The organism is Marinagarivorans sp. (genome assembly GCF_982758155.1).
This window is the reverse complement of sequence record NZ_CEXWTU010000335.1, coordinates 1-3,937: the sequence shown is the minus strand read 5'-3', so window position 1 is coordinate 3,937 and position 3,937 is coordinate 1. Positions and strand designations below refer to the sequence as shown.

Sequence of the window (3,937 nt, the reverse complement as noted above, 5' to 3'; positions counted from 1 at the left end):
GTCAAGCAAGCACCCAAAAAACCAAATTCCAGCAACTTATTCAGTGCACGCCCCTTAGGTGCTTCAAAATTTGCGATTTAACGTATGTTTTGAGCGCCTTAAAGCAAGAGGATATGTTGACCGTCTATTGACAGGGCATAGCCTTAGCGGTTTGTGGTATTGAGCGTCTCAATTAGTTTGATTATAAAAAGATAGCAAATGCATGTCCCGCTATCTTTTTTTGATATTGCTAGAGCTTACACGCTGAGCAAACAGCAAACAGCAAACAGCAAACAGCAAAGTCTCGAGGGGCCTAGCGTGATCCAGAGCCTATTGTGCAATCAGATGTGACTGTTTCACCCTGAACAATCCGCCCGTCTTAAAAATCAACAGCCCGGGTTGCCCGTTGGCTGCATGATTGAACGTATTAAAGCAGAAACGCTAGTCGTAACGATAGCAAAGTGGTGTTGTCCGATGCCCCAAAACTGTACCACCCAATCCAAGTACTCGACCCAATCTAAAAATAATTAATGACTGGCTTGGTATATCACAACCAGCAGTAGTATTAGCGATATTACTTGCCAAAAAAGAACGGGGTTTCTCTCTATCACTGGTGCTTGAGTACGTTGGAGGTATTGAGGGTTTGGATTGCGTAGCTCGTATACAAACTCGGAAATTTCTTGATATCGCTTAAGTGGGTTGGGATTAAGTGCTTTCGCTATTGCGTAGTCTACCCACGCTGGCGGCGGATTTTTGAATTGCGACAAAGGTTGGTAATGAAGTGCTTGGCAGTCCCTATGGCTTCTAATTTTGGAAACATTATTGCCGTAAGGCAATCTACCGCCAGATAACATTTGATACACCATTACGCCTAATGAGAAAATGTCGGCTCTATGTGAACCCAGCTCCCCTAAAAAATATTCTGGTGCGGTGTACTGTGCCGTTCCCATAATGCCTTCGTTACTGGGCCGTATTTCACTCAGCCCTGCAACCTTAACGGCGCCAAAATCAATGATCTTAACCGTGCCTTGCGTATCAATCATAACATTGGCGGGCCTAAGGTCCTGATGCACCATTTCCTGTCGGTGCAACGCTTGTAAGCCAGCAGCAATTTGTTCAACAATATCGCGTACCCGTTCAAGGGTGGGAGTTTTATTATCGGCCATCCATTGCGCTAGGGTTTGGCCTTCCACAAATTCAGTCAAAATATAAAGGTAATTAGGTGCTTCTTGTGGTGTAAGCGCACGTAAAATGTTGGCGTGACTCAGCCGCCGAGCAATCCAGTCCTCCATAATAAAGCGTTGCAGATATTCTTGATTGTCTCGCATCTCTGATGACGGGGTCTTAATAACGACATGCTCACCACTGCCATTATGCTTTGCTAAAAAAACGTGGCTGCGACTACTAATGTAGATTTCTCGTAGAATAGTAAAGCCTTCAAAATCCATGCGGGCTGCCAAGGTTGGCGGTGCAGGTAACAGCATAGCCTGCCGTTGAATTTCCTCCATGTTATTACTGGGTACTGCGGTAATGCGTGCCAGTTGCAAGGTTAGATTGTCGTCGCTACCGGCTGCTAATGCGGCCTCCACTGTGCTTTTAGCTAATGTGGGCAACTCTATATCTGCCTTTGCTAGCTCTGCCGTCAACAGTTGCTCATCCCAAAATTCATAAACCCCATCGGTTGCCAATATAAAAATATCGTCTACTGCAATAGGCGCGGTAATATAGTCGATCTCTAGGTAGTCGTTAATTCCAAGAGCACGCGTTAAATAGCTGGTTTCTTCTGATAGCTGATGTCGATGATCTTGTGTTAACTGCTCTAAAGTGCCTTGGCTGAATCGATACACTCGCGAATCACCGCTGTGAAAAATATGCGCTGTATTTGATTTGAAGATAATGCCGCTAAAAGTACATACGTAGCCTTTATCTTTATTAAACCGATAGCTACTTTGTTGTGTTTGAGCATATAACCAAGAATTTATTGCCTTCAAAACAGCCTGCGCTGAATGTTTAACAGACCACGCATCTGAGGTGCAGTAATAGTCCGATAAAAAGCCTTGCACAGAAGCTTTACTCGCCACTTCACTCACATCACTACTGCTAATGCCATCTGCCAATGCTAAAGCAATACCTTTGGAGGTAAGCTGAGGTTCTTTGGGCACCATTAAGCCATGGCAATCTTGGTTAATGGGTTTTCGCCCGGCTTCACTGTATTGCCCAACAGCTATTTTTAATGAATCTTTAATCATAAAAAAACCCCACTTTTACAAGCGGGGTTCCATTAATAGAGTATTAATGTGTCAATAGCGATTAGGCTGAACGACGCTCTGGGCTTGTTTTAACATGCGTTAAATAAAGCGGCAAGCCAACAAACAAGAATCCACCTACAAGGTTACCGAGTACTGTTGGTAACTCATTCCAGATAAGGTAATCCACTACAGTAAAGTCACCACCCATAATCATAGAGAATGGGAATAGGAACATATTTACAATTGAGTGCTCAAACGCCATAAAGAAGAACAGCATAATAGGCATCCACATCGCCATAATTTTACTCGAGGCCGAAGTCGATATCATAGCGCCCACAACACCCATAGATACCATCCAGTTACATAACATCCCGCGAATAAAAATAGTAATCCAGCCGTCTAAACCGTGCTCTTTGTAGCCTAGAGTTCTTGCTTCGCCAATACTTCCCACCTTGGCCGCTAATGCACCGCCATCAGTATTGTAGCCATAGGTCAGAATAAAAGATGCCATTACGGCAACCGTTAATGCGCCACCCAAGTTACCCAAAAATACCCAGCCCCAGTTACGCAACATTGTCGACCAGGTACAGCCTGCACGCTTATCTATTACTGCCAGTGGTACCAGAGTGAATACCCCAGTCAATAAATCAAACTTCATCAGATACAGCATGATAAAGCCAACAGGGAAAAGAATGGCCCCTATTAACGGGTTGCCGGTTTTAACCATGACAGTAATCGCAAAGAATGCGGCAAGCGCCAAAATAGCACCCGCCATAAATGCGCGAATGACAGTATCTTTGGTTGACATAAAAATTTTGGATTCGCCGGCATCGACCATTTTGGTGGCAAATTCACTGGGTTCTAAATAGGACATAACTCATCTCATTTCAATGGAAGCTGAGCCCTACCTTTTGCAAGCAGCGAACCAAAATGATAAAACATATATAATTCAATGAGTTGCAAAATAAATCCCTGGATATTCACATCCGCTAGGTAAATGTTGCACCAAAGTGCACCACCTCTTGAATTCAATGAGTTTTTTTGGCACCAGTAAGTTGTAGCTTGCTTTCCTTAGTTATTTGATCACGATTAGATGCTTGAGTTGAGGTCCAAAAAGGTGCGCGCTTCTTGTGCATGCTAGTGTGTCGTGAACATTTTCAGCCCATTATTGGTGCCACGTTATTTTTTATCTTATGTTGGGTGCATAAGGTCCGAGGAAAAAATCATTTAACCAATTAGACGAGGACACCCGATTTTGTTTGTTAATTACAAAGTGGTGGAGCATTACAGCTATTTGCCAGCTCAACGTCGACAGCGAAACTAGAAATTATTTCGGCGTTAAGTTTCTGTGTCGTTGGTCTGTAACCTGGCTGCATGATAAATACCGTTGAGCGGCAAGCGGTGTAAAGGCGAAAGAATTCCGCATGGCGCTAAGAATTATTGATCATGTCAACCGCTAAACCGCTTTCATACAAGGGTAATTCAGGCTTGGGTGGTTGTTTGAAATGTAGAATCTAGATCTAATTGAGGCAATCGAAACGCTAGGTTTTGTCGCGAAATAATAACGGGTTACTAGCGCCCAACTCTTAAGGGCAGGGCTAAGGGCGGGGCTTAAGGGGCGAGGCAATAATATTTCATCCACTAATGCTTGATATCGACCTCCTTACCTTCGTTGCTCAAAGCGTTACATGCCCCGGCATGCGCCCCTT

At 44.0% G+C, this 3,937-nt stretch carries 2 protein-coding genes; both read right to left on the bottom strand.

Annotation, left to right across the window (positions count from 1 at the left end; all coding sequences use genetic code 11):
- Nucleotides 1-506: 506 nt before the first annotated feature.
- Nucleotides 507-2,228 (bottom strand): bifunctional protein-serine/threonine kinase/phosphatase, encoded by a 1,722-nt coding sequence (locus AC3A8L_RS20450; protein WP_487964123.1) that lies wholly within the window; start codon nt 2,226-2,228, stop codon nt 507-509.
- 61 nt (nt 2,229-2,289) lie between these two features.
- Nucleotides 2,290-3,102: a formate/nitrite transporter family protein gene (locus tag AC3A8L_RS20445; protein ID WP_487964122.1), complete on the bottom strand. Its 813-nt coding sequence runs from the start codon at nt 3,100-3,102 to the stop codon at nt 2,290-2,292.
- Between the last annotated feature and the right edge of the window lie 835 nt (nt 3,103-3,937).